This window comes from Rhodococcus ruber, assembly GCF_027270735.1.
GTDB classification, from domain to species: domain Bacteria; phylum Actinomycetota; class Actinomycetes; order Mycobacteriales; family Mycobacteriaceae; genus Rhodococcoides; species Rhodococcoides rubrum_A.
Map to the genome: position 1 here is coordinate 535,216 of NZ_JAPWIJ010000002.1, position 22,335 is coordinate 557,550.

Here is a 22,335-nt window from a genome sequence, read left to right on the forward strand (position 1 = left end):
CTGCGAGGGTGGTTTAGATTAGGGCATCCAAACTACGCTCGAAGGAGACTCGATGAATCCAGTGGTGAATCGACGGACTGCGTTGTCGATGACGTTCGTGTCGGTCGCCGGTCTCGTCGTCGCCGGGTGCACCAACGGCTCGACTGCACCAGCGGAGACATTGGATTCCGGGTCGCATGCCGAGAACGGTGCGTTCCCCGTGACGATCGAGCACAAGCTCGGGTCGACAACCATCGAGGCTGCCCCGACTCGTATCGCTGCGGTGGGCATCGGTGACTCCGACGTCCTGCTGTCCTTGGGCCTGACTCCCGTGCTGGTGCCGGTATGGAAGGGCTCGACCGACGACGGCATCGGCATCTGGGCCGAACCGACCGTGAAGGGCGACGAACCGGTCGCACTGGCGAATGCGACGACCGCGTTCGATGTGGAGACCATCGCCGCTGCAGCCCCTGATCTGATCATCGCCGTCAACAACGCCATCGACGAGGACGTCTACGCGCAGCTCAGTGCGATCGCGCCGACGGTGCTGCATGCTGCCGACCAGACCGACTGGGTGCTCCCCTGGCAGGAGGTGACTACAAGGATCGGACGCTCGGTGGGCTTGCCGAATGCCGCTCAGGCCGAGGTGGATCGCATCGAAACCCTTGTGGCGCAGGCTCGAACCGACAATCCACAGTTCGTCGGCAAGACGGCAGCACTGGTGATCAGATGGAGTGACGGAAAACTACGCGCATTCAGTCCGAACTCGGCGCGGGCCCAGCTGTTGACCGCACTCGGCTTCGAGCCTCCCGCTGCGTTGGCCTCCCGCTTCGAGGGCAAGCTGAATGCCGAACTGTCGGCCGAAAGCTACGGGCTCCTCGAATGCGACTACCTGTTCTTCGACAATTACGAACTGGCTCGCGAATCCATGCAGTCGCAGGAGACGTTCACCAATCTGGGCGTTGTGCGCAGTGGTGGATTGATCGCGCTGGATCCGATTGTCTCCGATGCGGTTTCGATGCCCAATCCGTTGACCATCCCGTTCGTGTTGTCGGCGTTCATCGACGACATCAAGGCAGTCGACGCGGCCAGATAGCGCCCGACATCGACGACCACACACCGAGCACGAGCGCAGGCGCGGCGATGCAGCCGGCAACCACCAACCATGGCGTCGCCGCGCCAACGCTGCCGTCGTCGAGGCGATCGTAGAGATACCCGACGCCGATAGTGCCGATCAGCGACAGACATCCGCCGATAGTGTTGAGAAGTCCGAAATGTGCACCCAGATACTGCTCCCCGGCAATTCGAGCCAAGGTGTCTCGCATCGAGGGGACCATCAGCATCTGCCCCAGATGCAGTAGCGCGATCCACAGCGCAATCTGCAGGTACGGCCATACCGACGGGGTTGCATTCGCCGGTCCGAGGGCCGGAATCACAAACGACAACGCCATCACCGCCAACCCGATGGTCGTCGCGGCGCGAGATCCCATCCGCGCTGCGACTGCCACCATGGGCCGTTGACCGACGATCACCAAGACTGCCGCCCCCACGTAGAACCACCCGAGCAGATCCTGCGAACCGACGCGTAGCGAGAGTTGCTCGGGCAGCATCAGATACAGCTGGGCGAGCGCGACGAACTGCGCGCTGCACAGTGTGGCCAGGACGACGTAGCGTCGATTGCCCAACACCACACGCCATACCAGGGTGATGGATGTTCCGACGAGGCTGTCGGTTCCGCCAGTCTTGGGGAACAGGAAGTAGAACCCGATCCACATACCGGCGAACAGGATCGCGGCCACGGCGGCGGAGGCCGAGAACGGAAACACCAGAAGCACCGCACCCAATGCCGGCCCGAGCACGGTGCCGAGCCGACTGCTCATCTGTTCGTAGCCGAACAGTTCGGTGCGTTTTATGACGCCCGCGTCTTCGAGTTGGCGGCCGAGATCGGCGTTGGCAGACTCCACTGCAGGGGCGAACAGTGCCGCGGCAAAACCGATCAGCAGAATCCCGACGATCACCGCGGCGAGACTGCTCGCAAGCGCCAGTACAGCGAAGCCGACGATACGTATAGCTATGCCCCACAAAATGACTGGACGTCTGCCGAACCGATCGGCGATACTGCCTCCGAGAAAGAACATGCCCTGCTGACTGAACGTGCGCAGCCCCAGCACGAGCCCGACGATCCAACTCGCGAATCCGAGCTCCTCGGACAGGTGCACCGCCAGAAACGGAACCACCAGATAGAAGCCGACATTGAACAACACCATCGATGCAAGCACGAGCTTGACCACCGGCGGAAGGTCTCGCAGTCGACCTCGCGCCGCCGCAGCACCGAAACCGGGGTTGATCGTCACGAGCGTCGACACTACTGGCGCGGAGGCCCGCGCGGTCACCCTAGCCTCGGAGCCTCGCTATATCGGAACGGGCAGTCGCGAACACGATGGAATACGAGTTGGTGCGTACGGCGCGGTTCCGCTGTCCGACGAAACTCAGCATGATGTAGCCATGGACCTTCAGCTGCACGAGCGTATTGACCGTGTGCATCACCAATGGTTCACTGCGGCATTCTGGGTGATCCTCGTCGGGTCGATCTACGGGTCCTTCGTCTACCCGTATTGGGAATGGTGGCTTGTACTCGCCGCGCTCGGAGGGGCGGCCAGCTACTGCTGGTGGCGGGCACGGCGGCCCCAGAAACTGGGCAAGCTGTGGGGGCTGACCTGCGGCCTGATCGCTACTGCCACTCTGCTTGCCGGTGGGCGGGCCCTGCTCACTCCCATCTCCGTGGCGACTGACAGTGTGGGGAACAACAGGGTCGTATGTGGTTCGATCGTGAATCCGATCCCCGGCGACGAACTCCGCGAAACCGACGGCCTATCAGGTGAACCGGTGGTACGAGACCAACTTATCCCACAGAGCGAATTCGAGCGGGTCTGTACCAACAACATGAACTATCGCACCGGCGACGTAGTGGGGGCAGATGTCATCGGGCTGTTGTTCGTGCTCCGGGCGACGGGCCACCTCGTTCGCCGACCTGCCGACGCGTCGCCGAATACGCTCTGATGGCGTCGGTATCTTCCTCGACGCTCGAGCCGATCGGAATGAAGTTGTGGTGACAGGTATTCGGGTTGCATGGGGCGTGGCGGCCGTCGTTGCAGTGGCGTTGGGCGTCGGGATCATGAAGTGGCCGATGTCCGAAGTCACGAACTGCGAATTGGGGCTGACGATGAGTCCGGCAGCATGCGAACAGGGACTGCTCGACCACTTCGGCTTTGCGCTCGTCATGGTTTTGGCAATCCCGGTTGTTCTCTTCACGATGGCTGCAGTGGTGTGCCGACCTTGGATGTCCTGGACGGTAGCCATTGCACAGACGATATTCACTGCCGTGGGGTTCTTTTCGGCCACAGGGTCGACGCCGTCCTTGCTGTCGACTTTGGGGAGTCTGCCGGGGACAGCACTCGCACTGTTGCTGGCAGTCGTTCACCATGTCCTCGCCTCGCAGAAGAAGCCGACCTCAGTTCTTGCCCGAGGTTTCACGCCGGGCTGAGTCGCGTTCGCAACAAACAGAATTCGTTACCTTCGGGGTCCGCGAGCACGTGCCACGACTCCTGGCCGGTCTGACCGATCTCCACTCGTCGTGCGCCGAGGGTGAGGAGTCGTTCGAGTTCGGCGTCCTGATCCCGATCGGTTGCGCTCACGTCGATGTGGAGGCGAGGTTTCGCCTTCTCGGGCTTCTCGCTGCGACTGAGGATGATGGTCGGCTGAGTGCCGCCGAACCCGTCGCGCGCACCGATCTCCACCGAACCGTCGTCCTCCCTGTCCAATACGACGAAGTCCAACACCTCACACCAGAACGTCGCCAAGGCCTCGGGATCGCGACAATCGAGTACGAGCTCACTGATTCGACATGCCATGGGCGCGAAGCTACACCCAACCGAGCGTGCCCACAGCCGATCTCCGCGAGCCACCCTTGTTTTCATCGGCATTGCCCGGGTATGCGCCGTTGATGGCCGAACACGCTACCGATCCCGCGCCCACCGAGGCAGATCCCGACGATCCCCGCAAGGCGGATTCACCTGCCGATCTGACCAAGCCGTCGTGGATCTACGTACTGAAGAAGACCGCCCGTGAGTTCTCCCGGATCAGTGCACCGACCTCGCAGCAGCGCTGACCTACTACGCCGTGCTGTCCCTCTTCCCCGCGATCCTGGCCATCGTGTCGTTGCTGGGTGTGTTCGGCCAGGGACAGGCCACGGTCGACGGAGTACTGCAGATCGTCGGGGATCTGGGACCCCAATCGGCTGTCGACACCCTGCGCGGACCGATCGAACAGCTCGTCCAGGCACCTACCGCGGGATTCGCGTTGATCATCGGTATCGCCGGCGCGCTGTGGTCTGCGTCCGGCTACGTCGGCGCATTCGGCCGCGCGATGAACCGCATGTACGAGGTGGAAGAGGGCAGGCCCATCTGGAAGCTGCGTCCGGTGATGCTTCTGGTCACGCTCGCCGCTCTCGTGCTCATCGCGCTCGCCGCCGTCATGCTGGCGATCAGCGGGCCCGTGGCGAAAGCCGTGGGCGACGCCATCGGACTCGGTGATACCGCATTGACGATCTGGAACATCGTGCGCTGGCCGCTGGTGCTGATCGTTGTAGTGCTCGCCGTCGCGATCCTGTACTACGCGACACCGAATGTGCAGCAGCCCAAGTTCAAATGGATCAGCTCCGGTGCCGCCGTCGGCATCATCGTGTGGATTCTCGCCACCATCGCGTTCGGCTTCTACGTCGCGAACTTCTCCAGCTACAACAAGACCTACGGTTCACTGGCAGGAGCCATCGTGTTCCTGCTCTGGCTCTGGATCACCAACTTGGCCTTGCTCTTCGGTGCCGAACTGGACTCGGAGCTCGAACGCGGTCGGCAACTCCAGGCTGGAATAGTCGCCGAGAAGCGACTGCAACTACCGCCGCGCGATACCCGCGTCTCGGACAAGAACGACGAGAAGGATGCGCAGGCCGTCGAGCAGGGCCGCAAACTGCGGGAGGAACACAACCCGGAGCAGTGAGCTCCCTTTCCTGCTAGAGATCTCTGCGTTCGATCAACAGTTGCTCCACTCCGCGAAGAAGATCCGGGGATCCCCGTGACCGGGCCGTCGAGTGGAGCATTCTGTGCACGCTCCGCCGACGTGCGATAATCGTCCGGTCCACCGCACGCCGTTCGACAATGTTGGGGAGCATCATGACCGGTTCGGTTGCCCAAGGAAGTGCGATGAAGAGGCGTAACCCAGTTGTCGTCTGGATCCTGTTGCCGCTGATCACTCTCGGCATTTACCACTTCGTCTGGTATTACCTCATTCACCGTGAGATGGCCGATTTCGACCGACGCAAGGTCGACCCGCCGGTCGTCGGCCCAATGCTGGTCCTACTCCTCCTCGGGTGGACCATCATCGGGCCGCTGATCAGCTACTACAACACCGGAAACCGCATCGCCGACGCCCAACGCGCGGCCGGCCTGCAGCCGACGTGCAGCTCGGTCGTCGGCTTGCTGCTCACGTTCGTCTTCGGCTTGCAGTCCCTGTACTACCAGGCTGAACTGAACAAGATCACGGCGCGATACAACGACGCCGCACCGGGAACCGTTGTGCCGCTCGCGGTGTAACGGTCCACATCGGCCGCGCCGGGTGAGTCACGGCCGACTCCGCGGATGCGAGGCCGCGACGATCGATCCCCCGAGCACCAGGGCATTGCCGAGCAGAATGCCCGTCACCCCGAACGGCCCGGCGATGGCACCGACCGTCAAGGGGATGAGAATCTGCGCAGATCTGTTGGCCGACATCCGCAACCCCAACGCCTCCCCCTGCGTGGATTTAGGCACGATCGACACCACCCACGACATGGTCAGTGGCTGAGGAATCCCGAGCGCGATGCCGAGTGCGATCATCACGCCGATGGCTCCGACGGCCTGTACGAACGGCAGCACGGCAAGAGCGATCGCGCCCGCCGCCAGCGAAACATTGAGCAGCACAGTGCGACCGAACTTGGCGTCGAGTCTGCCGAGCCCCACTCGGCTGACCACCGACACCCCGGCTCGCAACGCCAGCAGCCACCCCACCGTCGTCACCGACACTCCACGCTCGACGGCCCACGCCGGCACGAAGGCATAGAGCAGATCGACCGTCACCAGCACCGCGCCGCTGACCGCCAACGACTGCCACATGCCGGGCAGCTTCAGCAATCTCAGCCCCGATGCTTCACCCTCGGCAGGCTTCTCCGCGCGAATATGCTTGCGGCCGAGCATCAAGAACAGTGCGGTGGGAAGTGCTACCGCGGTGAACACACCGGCAGTGAGGATGCCTGCGGTCGTGTTCGGACTCTCCACGCTCGCGCCACCGAATCTCGACGCGACGGCCGTCACTGCGAGCGGCCCGACCAACTGCCCCATCGATGCCGCGGCAGTCAGTGCGCCGAAGGCACTTTCGTTCTTGCCGTCGACGTGGACGTGCGCGACGAATGCCTGCTGCCCGATCATGATGAGCAGATTGCCCAGACCGAACGCGGCCGTACACACGAGCAACGCCCACATTGCCGAAAACGCAACGAGTACACCGGTTGCGATCGAGCACAACACAATTCCCGATACGATCACCACCGGCCCGCCGAACCTGTCGGCGATGCGCCCGATCGGCAGGGCCGCCAGTACTGCCGGCGCAGCGAACAGTGCCGCAATCACTGCCAGTGTTCGAGTGTCGGCACCCTCGGCGATCGCCCGATAGCCGATCATCAACCGCACCCCGACCCACCCGGCCTGCGCAGTCGTCGCCTGAACGGTCAGAGCAATGGAGTCACGAGAAGCCATCAGCGCAAGGGAATTTCGTCGGTTCCTCCGACCAACCTCGACACGTCGTTGATGTCGTCGCGCACCGCCCCGTATCGATCGGGATCGAGGTGGAAGATCGCCAACTGCAGTGCATACGCAATGGCGATGGGAATGATGAGAGTGTTGTACTCGGAATCGTCTCCCCGTTGCGCGACGAGCAGATGAGTCGGGGCGGGCCGGAAGTGATATCCCGGTGCATCGCTGATCAGAATCGACGTGCCGCCGCGTCGTTCCGCTTCACGGACCAGAGCAGGCAGCTGAGACGGTGCCTCGCGCAGCGCGAACGCAATAAGGATGGAGTCCTCGGTGAAGCTGACGAACCGCTCGGCGAGGTCCTTACCCCCGAGGCCGAGCTCGACGACGACAAGCCCGAGTCTGCGGAGTCGGCGGGCCAGCATGTCCAGTGCGGGCCGCTCGTCGGCCTTGGAGAACAGGTAGACCACCCGCGCCCGATGAATGGAGGTCGCCACATCCACCAGCTGCTCCTGCGGGATGAAGCTGGACAAGCGCTCCAGTGCACGGGCCTCGTCGCGCGCGAAGACAGCCAGTTCGTGGCCGGTATCGCTGCGCATCAGAGCCGATGCGGTCACGGGTTCGGGGTTGTCGCGTTCGAGATCGGCGCGCAAGTCCGGAAATCCGCTGTATCCGAGCTTCTGGGCCAGACGCACTACCGTCGACTCATGCGTTTGCGCGCGGGCCGCAACCGGAGCCGCGCGCAAACTCGACGGCTCGGGCTCACCGAGAAGTATCGCAATGACCCGCTTTTCGGACGCGCTCAGCGACTTTCCGCTGCTCGCCACCACTGTTCGGAAGCTCATACCCTCCACTTTCCACTGTGTCTGTTGACACACTCAACCACAATCCTGTAAACCTGTGCAAGATTGCAAGTGATCCACAGCACAGCAATCCGGCCGACCCTCTCAGGCCGCATCCGAACATATGTCAGAAAGGCGGCAGGCCGTGAAGGTACTGCTCGGCACACAACACACGATCGAATGGATCGTGCTCGGCGCGACCCTCGTCGTCGGCCTGGCGACGGTCACCATGGCAACCGGCTACGGCATCTCCGCCGACCCCGGCGTCGGTGCGGGTTTCCTGCCCCTGGTCGGCGGACTCGGCATGATCGCAGGCGGGGCGATGTGGGCGATCCAACTCGTTCGCGCAGACCGCACCTCCGCACCCGAGCCGGAACTCGAACCCGCCACCTCGGCAGCCGTCGCGTTCCTCTCCAGTGACAACGAGGAGGACTCCGACGAGGCCGAACTTCCCGACCGCGCCGGTTGGATCAGAATCGGAGTGGTCGTTACCTCGATCGCCGGAGCCGCACTGGTTCTCCCCACACTCGGCTACACCCTGTCGATGGCATTGATGCTCGCCGTCGTGCTGACCTTCGTCGGCAAGCGCACCCCGGTGGTCGCCGTCGGCGTCGCTGTGGCCACCACCTTGGCCACCCGACTGGTGTTCGACGTCTGGCTCGGCACGGCCTTGCCGGCTTCCTCCATTCCGTTCCTCGCCGATTGGGGGTTGTGAGTCATGGGATTTCCCGATCTGATGGCAGGCTTCGTCAACGTCCTCACTCCTACGCATCTGCTGTTCGCACTCCTCGGCTGCGTACTGGGCATGCTCGTCGGTGTGTTGCCCGGCTTCGGCCCCGCCGCTGCGGTGTCGCTGCTGATCCCGATCACGTTCGGACTCGACGCCACCACAGCGCTGATCATGCTCGCCGCCATCCTGTACGGCGCCGCATTCGGCGGCACCGTCACCGCTGTGCTGCTACGCATTCCGGGTGAGGCATCGTCCATCGCCACCACACTCGACGGTTACGAGATGGCCAAGAGCGGACGCGGCGGACCCGCTCTCGTCGTCGCTGCACTCGCGTCGTTCGTCGGCGGACTGGTCGGCGTCGTCGGCTTCGTCGTCGTCGCCCCGTTCAGCCGATTCGCACTCGAATTCGGTGCTCCCGAACTGTTTCTCGTCGCGCTGCTCGGCATGGCCCTGATCACCAGCTTCTCGGGCAACAACCCCGCCAAGGCGCTCATCAGCGTCGGCCTCGGACTCGCCATCGCGTCGGTGGGCATCGACTCCGGCCAAGGCATCCAGCGATTCACGTTCGGCATGCCGGAGCTGTTCGACGGCGTCGCACTCGTGGCCGTCGTGATGGGTTGCTTCGGCCTCACCGAAATCCTCATCCAAGCCCGCTCGGCGGGTGGTGCCGGTCGCCGACCGCTGGCCGTCGGCAAGCTGCTGCCCACCAAGACGGACATCACCAGGTCTGCGGGCCCGACGATGCGCGGATCGGTCATCGGCTTCTTCATGGGTCTGCTCCCCGGATCTCCGGGTGCTGCAACCTCATTGGCGTCCTACGCGATGGAGAAGAAGCTCACCAAGCGCCCCGGGCAATTCGGCAAGGGTGCCGTCGAGGGTGTCGCCGGACCGGAATCGGCCAACAACGCACTCGCGCTGTCGTCGATGATTCCTCTGTTCACTCTCGGTATCCCCACTTCCGCCACGGTCGCCATCATGGCCAGCGCCTTCACCATCAACGGCTTGATCCCCGGCCCACTGTTGTTCCGCGACAACCCCGAGGTCGCCTGGACCATCATCGCCAGCTTCCTCGTCGGCAACATCATTCTGCTGATCCTCAACGTGCCGCTGGTGCGCCTGTGGATCGCGGTACTGAAGATCCCGTTCCACTACCTGATGGCGATGATCCTGGCCTTCATGTTCCTCGGCGTCTACAGCATCAACGGCAGCGTCTTCGACATCTTCATCATGCTCGGCGCAGGCGTCATCGGATACCTGTTCCACCTCACCAAGATTCCACTCACGCCCCTGGTGCTCGCTCTGATCCTCGGGCCTCTGCTCGAGGAGAACTTCCAGCGGTCGCTCTCGCTCTCCCGCGGAGACTACGGAGTCTTCGTCGAAGGACCCATCAACAAGGTTCTCCTACTCGTCTTCATCGCAGCCGTTCTGTTCGGAATGCTGCGCCCCGTCCTGGCTCGCATCCTCTCCCGTCGCGCCACCCGAACCCAGCTCATCAAGGAGTCCGTCTCATGAGAACACTGCCCACCCTGGTCGCGGCCATATCCGCCGCCGCGCTGATCGCCGGATGCAGCTCTAGCACAACCGATTCCGGCGCACCTTTTCCACGCAGCGGTGCCACCGTCGAATGGGTCGTCCCGTCCGCCGCCGGTGCTGGTAACGACATCCTGGCCCGCATCATGGCACCGGCCATGGAAGCCGAACTGGGCGTGCCGGTCAAGGTCGTCAACAAGGAGGGCGGCAGCCAGGTCGTCGGCCTGAACTACCTGGCCAATGCGAAACCGGACGGCGAGACCATCGGGTTCACCAACATCCCGTCGATCCTCGGGCGATACCTGGACCCGAGCAAGAAGGCCGGCTTCGATCGTGAAAGCTTCTCGCCCATCGGCTCGTTCGCATCCAACGACATCGTCATCGGAGTCAACAAGTCCAGCCCCTACAAGAACATCGGCGAACTGTTCGATGCGGTGAAGGCCAACCCCGGCACCATCACCGTCGGCACCGACTCCCGCGCGGGCGACGACCACGTCAACCTGCGCACCCTCGAAGACACTCTGGGCCTCGACTTCAACATCGTCCACTACAACAGTGGAGCCGACAAGATTTCGGCACTGGTCTCCGGCGAAACCGACTTCGCCCTCGGCGGAGTGTCCAGCTTCTACGGCCAGTTCGCTTCGGGTGAGGTGAACATCCTCTCGGTACTCACCGAGGAGCAGAACAAACTCATCCCCGACGTGCCCACGCTGGCGAGCGAGGGATACGACGCCCCGTTCATGACCAACAACTTCGCCATCAGCGCCCCCGCAGGCACCCCGGACGCGACGATGACCACGCTGCAGAATGCCCTCGAGACCGCGCTGGCAGACCCGACAGTTGCCGAGAAGCTCACCGGCGCAGCGACACAACCCGATTGGGTCTCCGGGGCCGACGTCGCGACCCTGTGGGAACAGCGCGAAACCGAGATCGAACCGATCATCGCCGAACTGCTCGCCGACCAGCAATAGTCTCCCGAAAGGCATTGATCTCATGAGTACCGAAACCTATTCCGCCACTGCCGTATCCGACGACATGATCGCCCGCTTCTCCCGGGTGCCCGCAGCCAACGTTGGCGATGCCCAGGAACGTTTCGGCATCATCGCCGGGCTCCGTCCGATTTGGGCCGGGGCAGCAGTCACCGGCCGGGCTTACACCGTGTGGACCCGATCAGGCGACAACCTCTACATCCACAAGGCTCTCGACGACGCCCGCCCCGGTGACGTCATTGTCGTCAACGGCTCGGGCGACGACACCCGCGCGCTTATCGGCGATCTCATCGGGATCCGCGCCAAATCACTGGGTATTGCCGGCTTCGTCATCGACGGTGCCGTGCGCGACGCCGACGCATTGGCCGAGCTGGGCCTACCGGTCTTCGCCCGAAGTGTCACACCGGCAGGACCGTACAAGAACGGGCCGGGACGGCTGAACGAGCCGGTGGCGCTCGGAGGAGTCGTCGTCTCACCCGGTGACATCATCGTCGCCGATGCCGACGGAGTGGTCGTCGTCAAGAGCGCCGATGTGGACGACGTCATCGTCGCGGCCGAGGAAGTGGTGGCACGTGAGGCCTCGAAGCGGGAGAGCTTCTCCGCCCGCAGCCACTGAACACAGCCTCAGACAAGCAGATCCACCGCTGCAGGGCGGCCGATTCGGTAGCCCTGCAGCAGGTCGGCCCCGATCAGAGTGGCCGCCTCGAGGTCGTCATCGGTCTCGATGCCCTCGAACACGCACCTCGCGTCGGTTCTTCGCGCGAACTCGAGTACAAGTTCGGCCAAGGCCGACTTCGCTCGGTTGTCCCTCATGGCATGAACGACGAACGCGTCGAGTTTGATGATCTGCGGCTCGAGCACAACGAGATGCCGCATACCGGCGTAGCCGGACCCCACATCGTCGACCGCTACGGCCACCCCACCGCGCCGCAGTTCCGCCAGAACAGCCACCACCGCGGCCTCGTTCTCGAGGGCTGCGTGCTCGGTTATCTCGACAACCAGCGACCGACGTCGGCCGTGATCGAGCAGCACACCCACCAAAGCAGAATCCACCAGTAACGTTGCAGCACTGAGGTTCACCGCAACGAAGCAACCGCCCGGCAGACGAGCCGATACTGCCAGCGCCTTCACAGCCGCCGACCTGTCCAGAGCAGGCCCGAGGCCGCACTGCGCTGCATCGGCGAACCACGCTTCGGTGTCACCGCCGCCGGCCGGAAAGCGCGACAGCGCCTCGTATCCCTCGATCGCACCATCGTGTCCACGGACGATCGGCTGGAAAACGATGTCCGGACCACCGCCGGCGACTACAGCCTCCACCCGCCGCCTCGCCCGCAGCAGCGTCGAGCGCAGCGGAGTCGAGGCGGCCCTAGTAGACGGCACGGTTCCACACCCGAACCACCCGGTGAAGCCGGATGGGAGCCGCGACCGGGTGCATCGAGGCGAGGACTGCATCAGGATCCGGATCATCGAAACTACTGAGCAGCGCGCGATTTCGTGAATCGTTACCAGACCAGAAGACTCCGAACGCCTCGGCTATCGCGACGTAGTCTGCGGCGCGTTGCGGGGCGGTCATTGCCACCGGGCAGCGGTGTCGGAGTACGAACCTCCGCACCAACCGCCAGCGCCTGCGATCACTCAGTCGACGGAGCATGGTGCCATCGGAGCGTCTGCGAACCGGTCCATCAGAAACGACGCAGCTTCGCCGCCGTAGCCATCGATCAACTGCGGTCCGAAGTGGTTGGGCAACACAGCACCCGGCAGGATCGGCGGCAACGAATTCGTTCGGAACTCGACCGATGCACCTCGCCCACACCAATCCTGGGCCAACTGCCGGGCCTGACCGTAGGGAACCGTGTCGTCGTCGAGTCCGCTGGTGATCATCACCGGTGCGTTCGGGGTACTGCGACCGATCCGCTGAGCCTCCAGAATGGCCCCCGCCTGCGGAATGGTGCGCAGATTCTCGAGCATCGACTTACCGTCCACGGTCAACGAATCGGTGCGCAGGAAGGGGTACCTCAGGATCGTATCGCCGATGCACTGTGTCGACAGATCGTGCAGCACCGCTTTGCCGTGGTCGGTGAGTCGTTCGTCGATGAGTGGCAGCAAGCTCGGATCGCGCTCGACGAAGCCGTTGAGGGCGTAGCCGATCACCCCTCCGATGAGCGTCCCGTCGACGGTTTTCAGTACCTCGAGCAGATCCGCAGTGGGCGCTCCGGCCCAGGTGCCCTTGATGTTCAGACCCGGCGCGTATTCCGCAGCGAGTTCGGCCGCCGCGGCCGCCGCTCCACCGCCCTGTGAATAACCCCAGATACTGACCGGCGCGTCGGCGTCACCGGTGAGCTCGTTCGCGGCGCGGGCACCGTCGAGAACCGCATGAGCCTGCTCGATTCGATTGACGTAGGTGTGCACGCCAGGCGTTCCCAACCCGATGTAGTCGGTGACGAAGACGTTCGCACCCATCGAACCCCACAGCGTCGACGACAGCAGCTCTTGGTTGAACGAGATCGACAGTGGTTGCGCCACAGCGTTGATCGACGTCGGGAACGCGCGCGAGGGCGCGCACTGATCGGCCTGTCCCACCGTTCCCGGTGCGACGACCACGGTGGGGCGAGGGCCGGCTCCACGCCACGGCACCTCGGTCTCGATGAACGTGCCCGACACTCCCACCGGCGTATCGTCCTGCGTCCGTGACGTGTACAGCACCCGCTGCGCCTGGACGGGGTAGTCCCCGTCAGCGCCGGGTAGCGCAGCGAACAGCGACATCGGCTGCGTTCGCAGCACAGCGCCTGGTTCGTCGACGACATGGGCCGGAGGGACGTAGAAGTCGTCCACGGAATCGGCGTGTGCGGCCGAGGCTCCGAGCACGGTCGCCGAGCACGCGAGCACGGCGGTGACGGCGACGCCGATCATGGTGCGGTACAGATGCATCGGTTTCTTTCTGCGGAGGGGGTCAGATAACGGAGCCGATATCGTCGGCAACGAGGTTGTCCAACGCACGTTCGGCCAGTGCGGCGATGGTCATGGATGGATTGCACGCCGCGGTGGTGCCGGGCATGAGCGCCCCGTCGAGGACGTACAGACCTCGCTGGCCGTGGACGCGTCCGTCGAGGTCACACACCGAGCCCATGTTCGCCCCACCCAACGCGTGCCACGTGGACGGGAACAACGCATTGGTATCGGTGAGAAAGCTGCCCGAACCGGCGATGCGACGGACCGTCGGATCGATGGATCCGTCCTGAATGACGCTGTCGCCGTCAGCCGGCCAGTGCAGCCGGGCCTGGTCCGACGCGGAGTCGTAGGCGAAGTGACCGCGTCCACGACTGACTCCGTACCCCACCAACATGGTGCTGTGAGCGTCGAACGACAACGGTGGTATCGATGCCTGGATGACGGTGTGTGCGGTGTTCGGGTCGTCCCAGTTGAGGCTGCCGAACACCACCGGGCCCCCTTGCGGTGCGCCGAACTGTTGCTCGATGCTCGACCACACGTAGATGCGATCGGCATTGGTACCCCAGCCCTGCCCGAGCTCGTCCGGCAGACCGGGAATGGCCCCGGTGGCACCGGCGCGGACGAGCAGCTTGGTGGTGTTGAGGCTTCCGGCGGCCATGATCAGTGCACCGGTGGTGAGGATCTTGTTCTCCAGAACCGTTCCATCGGAGTCGATTCGATCGACGTGGACGGTCCAGCGCCCGTCTGCGGCACGTTCGATGTGGGTGACATCGTGTTGAGTTGCGACGGTGGCGAGACCCGTCGCCTCGGCGGCTGCGATGTAGGTGACGTCGACAGAATGCTTGCCGCCGTTGTTGACTCCGAAGGCCCCGGAGCCGTCGGTGTACGACGGCTTCATCACTCCGCGAGTCTCGTCGAGAGCGAAGTTCCAGTCGATCGGCATCGGGATCTTCGAGACCGGCAGGCCCGCTCGCCGCGCATTGGCCGCAAACACCCGGGCTGCTTGGTAATTGGGCGTATCGATCAACTCGTCGGGAGCCTGCTCGAGCTGCAACATCCGCGCCACGCGTGGGTAGTGCACGCGGTTCAGAGTCGGCCAGTCGAGACCGACCGGAAAGTGCTCCTCGAACACCGGCTGCGATGGCTGCAGCGTCATCCCCTGATAGATCAGGGATCCGCCACCCACACCTGCGGCGCACAGTGCCGTCATGTTGTCTCCGGAGACGGCCTCGAGCAGGCCGACGTACGGATCGAAGGGAACCGGTGTACCGAACAGGTTGGGACTGGAGCCGTGCCAGAGCATGCGCTTGTCCGGTGACGTGGCGTTGGGGAACGTGTTCGCATTCGGCCCTGTGTTCCAACGTCTTCCGCGCTCGAGTACCAGGACCGGCACCCCCGCTTCGGCCAGGCGCAATGCGGCGACGCCGCCCCCGAACCCCGATCCGATGATCACCACGCGATGGTCCTCGCGGGTCAGCGGGATCGGGGAGCGTCGCCCAGAGGCCGCTCGCGCCACCCCGGTGCCCGACAGTGCGGCCAAGCCAGCAACAGCGCTTGCACCGAGAAACGACCGGCGATTCAAGTTCGACACATACCCCCCAAAGGTGCTGCAGCGCCCCCGAGACCTGTGTCACGTGCACGTGCGATGCAAAACTAGACAGAAGTGGATCTCAGTGTCAAGTTTTGCTGGGTCAGTCCAGGGGTAGAAGCGGCACCAACCAGCGACGGAGGTATGCCCGTAGACCGTCGTCGCTGTGAATCGTCGGGTCGTCGAACAGAATGACCGACAGTGCGTTGCGCGTGAACATGGCCTCGACCCCGTCGAACTTCGTCGGATCGAATTCGGGATTGCGTTCGATGTAGCCATCGAGGAACTGACGTACCACCGGCTGCGCGCGATCCATCATGTCCGGTTCGAACAGCGGATTCGCATTGCCCGAACGCAACAACGAGTTGAGCACCGGTTCTCGGCGAATGAGATCGCGTGCAGCCACAACGGTCTCGACGACGAACTCCGTCGGCGTCTCGGCCTGATCGGCCTTCTCCCTGATGGCACCCAACACATCGACGACCAGACCCACCATCGCCTCGGAGATCATGTCCTCACGCGTGGTGAAAATCGAGTACACCGTCTGACGGGTGACGCCCGAAGCACGCGCCACCGCCGCTATGGTGACGTCCTCGAAGCCGGACTCGGCGATCAGCCCGAGCGTCGCGTCCAGGATCTTGCGTTTCGACCGCATGGTCCGATTATGACTCTCGCGGGGACGTCAGGCCCGCCGGTGCCGTGAAGGCGCGCGCACCGGCACCTTCGCAGGCGATGCCTTCGCTTTGGCCTCGGCGTGCCGATCCCCGCCGCCGGTGTCGAGTTCGAGAAATTTCTGCAGTGCGTCGTGGATAGGTGTGTCGGTCATGAGACTCGACCTTCTCGACCTTGATTACTGCAGGTCGGTTCGGCTTCGCTGAACCATGGTTGGCGCCGAGTCGATGGCGCAGACTCAACCTTACGGCCTTCCCCTCGTTCGTCGCACATTCTCCATCGAGCACTGGCCCGCACAGCGTCATCCGATGACGGGCCGTCGGTCCTTCGTCAGTTCGTCGAGCTCGGACTGCATCACCGAATGAACCCGCCCCGCGAACTCCTCCGCCGTCTCGTCGGCGTCGGGCCGCATGGGTGCGAGCACCGACGTCAGGAGCTTGGTGGGCAGCGGCAGGTACGGAAGCAGGCCGACCATGCCGAGATTGACGCCCCACGGAATGGACACCGACAGTGGCAGCGTCCTGAGCCTCAGCGCCTTGTCCAACCTCAGCGCCTTCGCCAGGCGCTTACCGCTCCCCAGTACGAGTAGCGACTCCCCGGCACCGGCCGTGACCACGGGGACAATCGGCACCCCCGCCTCCATCGCCAACCGGGAGTACCCGGTGCGCCCGTCGAAGAGGATCTCGTTCCGGTGTTTCCATGTCTTGAGCGCATCGACGTCGCCACCAGGAAACACCAGGACGTTGTTGCCGTCCGCGAAAGCATCCAGGGCCGTCTGACGACCGGCAGGCCTGGCACCGAACGGCTCGATCAATTTCTCCGCGTGCAGCGTCCACGCGATCTGGTGCGTCAGCGTGATCAGTTCTCGGTCGACACCGAGTTCGTCGTACGCGGCCGCGAATGCGAACACGTTGAGATCGATGACTCCACCGAACCCATGGTTGGCAACGAACAACACCGGAGTATCCGGAACCGGCTGCGCGACCGTCACTTCCAGTCTGTTGTAGAAGCGCACGGCACTGATGCTCGCGGCTCGCAGGGCACGCGCAATGTTGTCCATCGTCGGCTACCGGTCCAGTTGCAGATCTGCCAGCGCACCGGCGACCACGAAGCCTCCGGCGATTGCACAGCCGGCTGTTCTCGTTCGTTGCGGCAGGTGGGCGGTGAGCGCGAACGCCGCGGTATCCCAGACGTCCACAGCCACGCCCGCGCGCAGCAGTGTGCGCACTGCCTTCGGGGCATATCGAGTTGCGGCGTAGAGTCCGCCACCGATGTAGATCTCACGAATTCCGAACGTGCGGGCCGCAGCTCGCGTGGTCGCCACCGCCGCGTCGGGTCCGGCGAGGAGTTCGTTTGCGCGAGTGGGCGCAACCATGTGGGCAATACCGATCGCCGCGCGGGCGAGTCCGACCGCCTCGGGGAGACGTCGAACCAGACCGAAAGAAGCACCGAGAGCCATGAATCGATTCCTTACGTAGTGGGAACAGCGGAGTCGCGGGCAAGCCGGCGGAGCAGGCCGACGGCCCTCTTGATGCCGTAGGCGACGATGGTTGTGCGGCCGTCCTCGTGGTTCCACTGCAGCAGCGCCGATCCGTCGTCGACCGAACCTTCGAGGACGGTTGGCTCTCCCTGCAGTGGGAGTGGACCGACGACTTTGATGGACAGTCCCAGAATCTCGGTCCAGAAGTAGTCGTCGGCGGGGGCGCACGTGGGTTCGAGACCGAGCGCGGAGGCCGCGGCAACTTTGCCCTGCGCGACGGCATTGGACCAGAAAGGTGCTCGCCGGGATGCAGCACGCGCGTACGCGACATCCCCGGCAGCAAAGATACCCGGAACCGCAGTAGCACAACGGTAGTCGATCCCGACCCCGATCCGATCCGCGATACCGGCGCCGTCCAACCAATCAGTCTGCGGCACATCCCCTGCGCAGGTGACGACGACATCGGCAGTCAGCGTTCGGTCTGCGAATTCGATACCCGCGACGGGATTACCGACCAACGCGACTGGGGCGTCCGCCTGAATGAACTCCACCGAGGCGGCCTCGGCTCGCGCCATTATCGCGTCGGACAGGAAGGAACCCAGCAGCCGCTGCAGCGGAGGATCAATATCGACGACGGTCACCGCAATACCGCGTGCAGAGCAGGCACTGGCGACCTCCATGCCGAGAAACCCTGCACCCACCACGATCGCGGTCGAGGCCTCTGCCAATGTCGGGCGCAGGGCCCGGACGTCCGCGAAGGTCCGCAGCACTGTCTCGCCAGCCTGATCCGGACCGGCCAAGCGGCGGGCGGCCGCTCCGGTGGCCACGATCAGAGCGTCGTAGGGAACGTCGATTCCGGCGGCCGTGGTGACCGTTCGTAGCGTGGTGTCCACCGACACCGCACGATCGGCAATCGTGGTGATGTTCAGATCAGACAGATCCCACGTTTCCGCCTCAGCTGCTTCACCTTTGAGAACGTGCTTCGACAACGGCGGCCGTGCGTAGCAACCGTCCGCGTCGGCACCGATCATGGTGAGCGGGCCGTCGTGTCCGCGGGCGCGTAGTTCACGGGCGGCCGTGCACCCGGCTATCGAGTCTCCGACGATGACGACCCTTCGGCCCGTAGAGCTCACGCCTGTTCTCGCAGTGCCGCGACCGGACACACACCGATCGCAGACCGAGCCGAGGCCGCCAGCTCGTCGGGAATGTCGTTGTTGTCGAACGCATAGTGCAGTTCGCCCTCGTCATCGAGGCTGAATACCTTCGGTGCCTGTTCGGCGCAGATGCCGTGGCCTTCGCACCGATCCCAGTCGACGTCGACTCTCATTGCTCTGTCCCTTCTGCCGCCACCAATTCCAGTGGCAACTTCTCGTATCGGTGAATGACGTTGTTGACGGCCCGTTTCGGCGCTCCCGTGGCAACGATTCGGTCGACTCGTCGCGCAAGTACTCGCAGCATGGTCTGCGCTTCCAGGCGCGCGAGACCCTGCCCGGCACATCCGTGTACGCCGGAACCGAAGCCGAGCTGGCGCGCAGCATCGCGCGTGATGTCGAAGTCGTCGGGACGATCCCATTCACGCTCATCACGATTCGCCGACGCGTAGACCACCAAGACGCGAGCGCCCTTCGGGACCCGCGATCCGTCGAGCTCCACATCACGCACGGCTCGACGCGAGAACGCCCTGATCGGCGACTCGTAACGAACGACTTCGTTGACGGCATTGGGGATCAGGTCCGGATTCTGCCGAATCGCCTGCCATTGATCGGGGTGTCGCGCGAACAGATCGAGGGCACCGGAGATCGCTCCGATGGTGGTGTCGAGAGAGGGCCCGAGGTAGTCGACCATGAGCGCAGGGCACGCGGACTTCTCGATCTTGTTCTCGTCGGCGGCTCTGAGGACGTCGTCGCCCATGCTCCCCGGAATGACCGATCGTTCTCGTACCACCCGTCGGGAGAATGCGAGCATCTCCGTGGCACCCTTCGCGGCCGTGATCGAGTGCCAATTGACGGGACCGAGGGAGTCGAATGTTGCTCCCGCCCAACGAAGCAGTTCCTCGCGGCCGTCCTCCGGCCACCCGACGAGGTCGGGGACGATCGACATCGGTAGTGCCGTCGCGAGATCGTCGACACCGTCGACCGACCGTTTGCGCAGGGCCGCGTCGACGATCCCTTCCGCCTTCTCCTCCACAGCGACCTTCATCTTTCGCACGGCTTTCGGAGTGAGCCGATGAGCCAGCACCGAACGCTTGGTTGCGTGCTCGTCGCCGTCACTGTTGAGCGTCGTCCCGCGGCCCAGCCGATTGGCAACGGGATTGAGCGCAACACCGTCGCCCGAGATGAAGGTGTCGTCGTCGAGCAGTACTGCCTTGCACTCGGCATAGCGCGAGATGGCGAACACTTGCTGCCGTGGTAACCACACCACCGGGCCGAGCACCCGCAGCTTCGCGTAGTGCGGGTACGGGTCCAGGATCGCATCGGTGGAGTAGATGTCGGTGCGGTACTGCGGGATCGTCGTGTTCGTTGTCATGGGGTCCTTCGGTGCCGCCGGGAGAGTCGATGAAACCTGCTTGAGCAGGACACTGACGATATCGTCACCCATGACACAGCCCACAGTCAAGCTTTTTGACGAATTCGTCATCATTGGTTCGCGATAGGCTGACCTCACGAATCCATCGAGCAGGAGCAGACCGTGGCCGAAGGCAACCGTGTCGAGCGCCGAAAGGCGCGCACAAGAGCTGCCCTCGTCAAGGCCGCGCAGGGGTTCCTGGCGAGCGGTAACACCAACGCACCCGTTCTCGAGATCACGCAGGCCGCCGACGTCAGCAATGGTTCCTTCTACAACTACTTCGAGACCAAAGAAGAGCTGTGGCAGGCGGCCATCGACTCGGCCCTGGAATCTGCCGGCGACTACCTCGACTCGCTCACCGTCGGTCTGGACGACCCGGTCGAGAAGTTCACCCAATCGTTTCGGTTGTCCGGTCGCTTGTTCCGCCTCGAGCCGCAACTCAGTCGCGTCCTGCTGAACTCCGAGGCGGCGGCCTTCGCGGCGGCGGGGGGCCTGGCACCGCGATCACGCCGCGACATCGAGTCAGCGGCAGCCGAAGGCCGATTCGATGTGGACGACGCAGATGTGGCACTCGCAATCGTGGCCGGCTCTCTGCTGTCACTGGGACGCCTACTGCTCGCCCAACCCGAGCGGGACGAGACGGCCACCGTGGACGACACGACGCGGCGGGTCCTCCGCGCACTCGGAATCTCCGCCGACGAAGCCGAAACACTCTGTAGCCGAGCACTTCCGGTGTCCTACCGCGTCGACGTACACACAGTGGTCGACCCGGGTAGCACGGATCACTGACGTCGGTCGTGTTCCATCCTGGCGACTGAAATCTTCATGGTCGGTTCAGTCCTCCGACAACAGACTCCACGACCCTCGCAGCGAGGACGGCCAGTCGCGTGTTCTCACGCTGTGACTGCTCGGACAATGCAAGAAAAGCCGCCTCTGGTGAAATACCACGCACGACCGCCAGGATGCCCTTCGCCTGTTCGATAGTCCCTCGCGTCTTCATCGCCTCGCGCAAACCCGCGACTTCCCGTTGCGCCTCCACCGCGTGCCGCGCATGCCACACCGCAGCCTCGAACGACGTGACGAACATCTTGACCACTACCTCGTCGATGTCGTTGAAGCCGTGCGCGTCGAAGCCGTAGAGGTTCAGTGAGCCGGCATGCGCCGAATCAACCGCCAAGGGTGCCGACAGGTAGCTTCGGACACCGATGTTGGCCACTGCGGCCGCGAACGTCGGCCAACGGGCGGTGGCTTCGTCGACTCGAACACAGACAATGCGATCGTTTCGCGCAGCCTCGAGACAGGGGCCCTCATCCGCCCGGTACTGATCGGAATCGATGTCCACCACCCGGGCATCCGAACACGCTGCGGTCGCCGGATTCTCCGAATCATGATGCAGTAACGTCACACCCGCCATGTCCGCTCCGGGAACAGCAGCGACAACCTGTTCACACAAGCCCTGCAGCAGCGTCTCGAAGCGTTTGTGCGACAGCACCATTCCACGAAAGATGTCGAGCGCCTCGAAGTTCTCCTCGGCGAAATAGCCTGCAGCATCGGACCTACCGGCTCGCGCGGGCAGTGCAGCCGAAATCTCGACGTCAAAAGCCGCTGCGGCAGCAGCTTCGGTGTCCGCAGCACACCGAGGGCCATCGGATGTCAGGTCGGTCACATGGATCGAGTCCCAGGTGGTGCAGTCATTACACCTGTCGACGTGCACGAGGCCTGACTCCGGTGATGACCTTCACCGAATGCCCCCACCGTACGCCCGGTGTCAAACCACAGGCACTCACCGCGTCACAGATCGAGCCTCGGTCGGCGAAGCACCCGCGACGCCCCTACCGATACAGTCCGAGGCAGTCTACTGTGGCTCGTATTGATGCGGCTGTTCCCGCTTTGTGCACCGTCGTTCTCGGTTGGTCCAGCGATCACCCGGGCAGCGGCTCGAACCTCGGCTATCCCTTCGGACCGAGGACATACGACGGTCGACCTCCAGGAACGAGTACCAGTGCTCACCTACAGTGTGAACCCTGATTGGCGTGGAGTGTGTCCTCTGTGCGCTGCCGTCACTCTCGGCGAGAACGTGTGGCAATCCCATCGCACTGAACCGACCACCCACCGCATCTACGCCAGCTGCGCGATCTGCGGATGGGAAGGACTGGGATTGCCCCCGGACCC

At 63.9% G+C, this 22,335-nt stretch carries 25 protein-coding genes and 1 pseudogene; 10 read left to right on the forward strand and 16 right to left on the reverse strand.

Annotation, left to right across the window (positions count from 1 at the left end):
• The first annotated feature begins 52 nt into the window (after positions 1 to 52).
• Positions 53 to 1,075: an ABC transporter substrate-binding protein gene (locus O4220_RS06240; RefSeq protein WP_269602811.1), complete on the forward strand. Its 1,023-nt coding sequence runs from the start codon at positions 53 to 55 to the stop codon at positions 1,073 to 1,075.
• Here O4220_RS06240 and O4220_RS06245 read toward each other — a convergent pair.
• Positions 1,050 to 2,333: an MFS transporter gene (locus O4220_RS06245; RefSeq protein ID WP_269602813.1), complete on the reverse strand. Its 1,284-nt coding sequence runs from the start codon at positions 2,331 to 2,333 to the stop codon at positions 1,050 to 1,052. The two genes, O4220_RS06240 and O4220_RS06245, sit on opposite strands and share 26 nt — an antisense overlap.
• A gap of 151 nt (positions 2,334 to 2,484) precedes the next feature.
• Between O4220_RS06245 and O4220_RS06250 the strand changes: the two genes are divergently transcribed.
• Positions 2,485 to 3,039, forward strand: a complete 555-nt coding sequence (locus tag O4220_RS06250; protein ID WP_269602815.1) for a hypothetical protein — start codon at positions 2,485 to 2,487, stop codon at positions 3,037 to 3,039.
• Positions 3,040 to 3,088: 49 nt separating this feature from the next.
• Positions 3,089 to 3,523, forward strand: a complete 435-nt coding sequence (locus tag O4220_RS06255) for a hypothetical protein (protein ID WP_269602816.1) — start codon at positions 3,089 to 3,091, stop codon at positions 3,521 to 3,523.
• Here the strand turns inward: O4220_RS06255 and O4220_RS06260 are convergent.
• A complete protein-coding gene (locus O4220_RS06260; RefSeq protein ID WP_269602817.1) occupies positions 3,510 to 3,890 on the reverse strand; it encodes a VOC family protein in 381 nt (126 codons plus the stop codon). The genes O4220_RS06255 and O4220_RS06260 overlap by 14 nt on opposite strands.
• Before the next feature lie 92 nt (positions 3,891 to 3,982).
• On the opposite strand from O4220_RS06260, the pseudogene O4220_RS06265 reads away from it, so the two are divergent.
• Positions 3,983 to 5,034: pseudogene (locus O4220_RS06265) on the forward strand (YihY/virulence factor BrkB family protein).
• Between the two features lie 203 nt (positions 5,035 to 5,237).
• Complete coding sequence (locus tag O4220_RS06270) at positions 5,238 to 5,627, forward strand: DUF4234 domain-containing protein (protein WP_269602818.1); 390 nt, start codon at positions 5,238 to 5,240, stop codon at positions 5,625 to 5,627.
• Positions 5,628 to 5,654: 27 nt separating this feature from the next.
• Here O4220_RS06270 and O4220_RS06275 read toward each other — a convergent pair whose 3' ends face one another.
• Together O4220_RS06275 and O4220_RS06280 are read right to left on the reverse strand one after the other, a co-directional pair.
• Positions 5,655 to 6,824 (reverse strand): MFS transporter, encoded by a 1,170-nt coding sequence (locus O4220_RS06275; RefSeq protein WP_269602819.1) that lies wholly within the window; start codon positions 6,822 to 6,824, stop codon positions 5,655 to 5,657.
• Positions 6,824 to 7,663, reverse strand: a complete 840-nt coding sequence (locus tag O4220_RS06280) for a MurR/RpiR family transcriptional regulator (RefSeq protein WP_269602820.1) — start codon at positions 7,661 to 7,663, stop codon at positions 6,824 to 6,826. Before O4220_RS06280 ends, O4220_RS06275 begins: the two co-directional genes overlap by 1 nt.
• 142 nt (positions 7,664 to 7,805) lie before the next feature.
• On the opposite strand from O4220_RS06280, the gene O4220_RS06285 reads away from it, so the two are divergent.
• The 4 genes from O4220_RS06285 to O4220_RS06300 are packed head-to-tail and all read left to right on the forward strand — an operon-like array spanning position 7,806 to position 11,525.
• Positions 7,806 to 8,375 carry a tripartite tricarboxylate transporter TctB family protein gene (locus O4220_RS06285; protein ID WP_269602821.1) on the forward strand — a complete coding sequence of 190 codons (570 nt, stop codon included), beginning with the start codon at positions 7,806 to 7,808 and terminating at the stop codon, positions 8,373 to 8,375.
• Between the two features lie 3 nt (positions 8,376 to 8,378).
• A complete protein-coding gene (locus tag O4220_RS06290; RefSeq protein WP_269602822.1) occupies positions 8,379 to 9,902 on the forward strand; it encodes a tripartite tricarboxylate transporter permease in 1,524 nt (507 codons plus the stop codon).
• Positions 9,899 to 10,891, forward strand: coding sequence for a Bug family tripartite tricarboxylate transporter substrate binding protein (locus tag O4220_RS06295; protein WP_269602823.1), 993 nt, complete (start codon positions 9,899 to 9,901; stop codon positions 10,889 to 10,891). The genes O4220_RS06290 and O4220_RS06295 overlap by 4 nt, the downstream gene beginning before the upstream one ends.
• 22 nt (positions 10,892 to 10,913) lie before the next feature.
• Entirely contained in the window at positions 10,914 to 11,525 is a 612-nt protein-coding gene (locus O4220_RS06300) for a methyltransferase (protein ID WP_269602824.1), read from the forward strand.
• Between the two features lie 8 nt (positions 11,526 to 11,533).
• On the opposite strand, the gene O4220_RS06305 is transcribed toward O4220_RS06300, so the two are convergent.
• The 11 genes from O4220_RS06305 to O4220_RS06355 form a co-directional block, all read right to left on the reverse strand.
• Positions 11,534 to 12,289: an EAL domain-containing protein gene (locus O4220_RS06305; protein WP_269602825.1), complete on the reverse strand. Its 756-nt coding sequence runs from the start codon at positions 12,287 to 12,289 to the stop codon at positions 11,534 to 11,536.
• On the reverse strand, positions 12,276 to 12,482 hold the full coding sequence (locus O4220_RS06310; RefSeq protein ID WP_269602826.1) for a hypothetical protein: 207 nt from the start codon (positions 12,480 to 12,482) through the stop codon (positions 12,276 to 12,278). Before O4220_RS06310 ends, O4220_RS06305 begins: the two co-directional genes overlap by 14 nt.
• 62 nt (positions 12,483 to 12,544) lie before the next feature.
• Entirely contained in the window at positions 12,545 to 13,837 is a 1,293-nt protein-coding gene (locus O4220_RS06315) for a lipase family protein (RefSeq protein WP_269602827.1), read from the reverse strand.
• Positions 13,838 to 13,859: 22 nt separating this feature from the next.
• On the reverse strand, positions 13,860 to 15,449 hold the full coding sequence (locus O4220_RS06320; RefSeq protein ID WP_269602828.1) for a GMC oxidoreductase: 1,590 nt from the start codon (positions 15,447 to 15,449) through the stop codon (positions 13,860 to 13,862).
• Positions 15,450 to 15,549: 100 nt separating this feature from the next.
• The gene (locus tag O4220_RS06325; RefSeq protein ID WP_269602829.1) at positions 15,550 to 16,101 is read right to left on the reverse strand and encodes a TetR/AcrR family transcriptional regulator; all 552 of its coding nucleotides are present in this window, start codon (positions 16,099 to 16,101) and stop codon (positions 15,550 to 15,552) included.
• 27 nt (positions 16,102 to 16,128) lie between these two features.
• Positions 16,129 to 16,272, reverse strand: coding sequence for a hypothetical protein (locus O4220_RS06330; protein WP_269602830.1), 144 nt, complete (start codon positions 16,270 to 16,272; stop codon positions 16,129 to 16,131).
• A 147-nt stretch (positions 16,273 to 16,419) separates the two neighbouring features.
• The gene (locus O4220_RS06335) at positions 16,420 to 17,178 is read right to left on the reverse strand and encodes a 1-acyl-sn-glycerol-3-phosphate acyltransferase (RefSeq protein WP_269602831.1); all 759 of its coding nucleotides are present in this window, start codon (positions 17,176 to 17,178) and stop codon (positions 16,420 to 16,422) included.
• A 6-nt stretch (positions 17,179 to 17,184) separates the two neighbouring features.
• Positions 17,185 to 17,577: a hypothetical protein gene (locus O4220_RS06340; RefSeq protein ID WP_269602832.1), complete on the reverse strand. Its 393-nt coding sequence runs from the start codon at positions 17,575 to 17,577 to the stop codon at positions 17,185 to 17,187.
• 11 nt (positions 17,578 to 17,588) lie between these two features.
• Complete coding sequence (locus tag O4220_RS06345) at positions 17,589 to 18,731, reverse strand: NAD(P)/FAD-dependent oxidoreductase (RefSeq protein ID WP_269602833.1); 1,143 nt, start codon at positions 18,729 to 18,731, stop codon at positions 17,589 to 17,591.
• Positions 18,728 to 18,925, reverse strand: a complete 198-nt coding sequence (locus O4220_RS06350; protein ID WP_269602834.1) for a ferredoxin — start codon at positions 18,923 to 18,925, stop codon at positions 18,728 to 18,730. Before O4220_RS06350 ends, O4220_RS06345 begins: the two co-directional genes overlap by 4 nt.
• Complete coding sequence (locus O4220_RS06355; protein WP_269602835.1) at positions 18,922 to 20,124, reverse strand: cytochrome P450; 1,203 nt, start codon at positions 20,122 to 20,124, stop codon at positions 18,922 to 18,924. The genes O4220_RS06350 and O4220_RS06355 overlap by 4 nt, the downstream gene beginning before the upstream one ends.
• Positions 20,125 to 20,286: 162 nt before the next feature.
• Here O4220_RS06355 and O4220_RS06360 point away from each other — a divergent pair, with 162 nt between their 5' ends.
• On the forward strand, positions 20,287 to 20,952 hold the full coding sequence (locus O4220_RS06360) for a TetR/AcrR family transcriptional regulator (RefSeq protein ID WP_269602836.1): 666 nt from the start codon (positions 20,287 to 20,289) through the stop codon (positions 20,950 to 20,952).
• Between the two features lie 34 nt (positions 20,953 to 20,986).
• On the opposite strand, the gene O4220_RS06365 is transcribed toward O4220_RS06360, so the two are convergent.
• Entirely contained in the window at positions 20,987 to 21,829 is an 843-nt protein-coding gene (locus tag O4220_RS06365) for a GAF and ANTAR domain-containing protein (protein WP_269602837.1), read from the reverse strand.
• Positions 21,830 to 22,335: the final 506 nt, after the last annotated feature.